The 1,880-nt window shown below is 46.8% G+C and carries 2 protein-coding genes; one reads left to right on the plus strand and one right to left on the minus strand.

All coding sequences use genetic code 11. The annotated features are described in order from the left end of the window. Positions 1 to 267: HPF/RaiA family ribosome-associated protein (locus B3182_RS09340; protein WP_292752539.1), on the minus strand; the 267-nt coding region annotated here is incomplete at its 3' end. Between the two features lie 238 nt (positions 268 to 505). On the opposite strand from B3182_RS09340, the gene B3182_RS09345 reads away from it, so the two are divergent. Next, entirely contained in the window at positions 506 to 1,828 is a 1,323-nt protein-coding gene (locus tag B3182_RS09345; protein ID WP_292357517.1) for a PQQ-dependent sugar dehydrogenase, read from the plus strand. The last annotated feature ends 52 nt before the right edge of the window (positions 1,829 to 1,880 follow it).

Genomic DNA, 1,880 nt, shown 5'->3' on the forward strand with positions numbered 1-1,880 from the left:
ATCGGTCGCGCCGGTAAACGCCTGTTTGATGGTCGCGGCGTCATGGGTGACCACGTTGGGTTGGTGGCCTTCTATCCGGGCTTCGATCAGGCAACGGATATCATCAGCACCGCCACGATTTTCACTGTTTTGATCACTTAGATGTACTTCGACACGAGTAACGTGTTCATCGAATCGTTTGAGAGAATGTTGTAGTTCCTCACGAATAGAGTCGGTGAGCGTGTCATCGCCTGGAATGTGGCGATCGGTATTAACCTGAATTTGCATGCAACCTCCATTGAGTGAAATAAAACCTAGGGTCTGTTGAGATTCCAGCAGTGGCGGCTCTGAAAGCTCAACAGACCCAAATAAGACAATCACAATTATTAAACATTCCGCTGTCTCAACTGGAATGACCAAATCACTATAAAGGCAATTTATTTAATGTCCTTTAACCCAAAGCAAGCCGAACTTCAGGTGAACCTTGTTAGACTCAGGTATTGATTCTTTATTCAGGAGCAGAGATATGCAGCATCGTTATCTATACAGCGCAGTTATTGGCGTTTTGGCCGTTAGTCTGAATGGTTGTGGTGATACCGCTAAAATCCCTCCACAATCTGATTATGGCCCTGATCCACTGATAACCCAACCGGATAATACCTTGATACCAACAGTGAATATCGCGCCGGCAGTGGGATGGCCAATAGATGGTAAACCTCTGGCTGCAGAAGGATTGGAGGTAAATCGTTTTGCTATGGATTTGGATCATCCACGTTGGTTGTATGTGTTGCCGAATGGCGACGTATTGGTGGCTGAATCAAATGCACCCAAAACCGAAAAACCGGATCCGGGTATTAAAGACTGGATAAAAGGTTTGGTGATGAAAAAAGCAGGGGCTGCCGTGCCCAGTGCTGATCGAATTACATTGCTGCGGGATGAGGATGGTGATGGGGTAGCTGAAACACGCCATGTCTTTCTGGATGATTTACATTCACCCTTTGGCATGGAGCTGATTGGTAATGATTTTTATGTTGCTAATACGGATAGCATTGTGCGTTTTCCCTATGAAGAAGGGCAGACGCAAATTACCGCCGAACCAGTACATGTGACGGATTTACCAGGTGGCCCAATTAATTATCATTGGACCAAAAATATTATTGCCAATGAAGATGGCACTTTACTTTATGCCACGGTCGGTTCAAACAGTAATATTGCTGAATACGGGATGGAAGCGGAAGAAAATCGTGCCGCTATTCTGGAAGTAGATCTGGAAACGGGTGAAAAGCGGCTTTTCGCTTCAGGGTTGCGTAATCCGAATGGTCTGGCCTGGCAACCTGAAAGTGGTGAGTTGTGGACTACGGTTAACGAGCGCGATGAAATCGGTAGTGACCTGGTCCCGGATTACATGACATCAGTGCAGGATGGTGGATTCTATGGCTGGCCATATAGTTATTATGGACAATATGTTGATGAACGTGTTGAACCACAACGCCCTGATTTGGTAGAAAAAGCCATCAAGCCGGATTATGCGCTGGGTGCACATACCGCTTCGATAGGGCTCGCCTTTTACGAAGACGACTTACTAGCTGATAAATATCAGAATGGGGCTTTTATCGGTCAGCATGGTTCATGGAATCGTAAGCCGTTAAGTGGCTATAGAGTGATCTTTGTGCCTTTCTCCAATGGTGAACCCTCTGGTAAACCACAAGATATTCTGACTGGATTTGTTGATGGCAGCGGCGATGCTATGGGACGCCCGGTCGGTGTTGTCGTTGATAATCAAGGCGGTTTGCTGGTGGCTGATGACGTTGGTAATACCATTTGGCGGGTAACGCCTATAGAGGATTAATGGGTTTCGCTCCAGACTCGTTCCCACGCATCTGCGTGGGAACGTAAATGGG

Source organism: Methylophaga sp. UBA4204 (assembly GCF_002379485.1).
Classification (GTDB): Bacteria; Pseudomonadota; Gammaproteobacteria; order Nitrosococcales; family Methylophagaceae; genus Methylophaga.

Coding starts and splice junctions, on each gene's coding strand:
- B3182_RS09345 (WP_292357517.1), top strand. CDS start 506: ATGCAGCATCGTTATCTATACAGCGCAGTTATTGGCGTTTTGGCCGTT.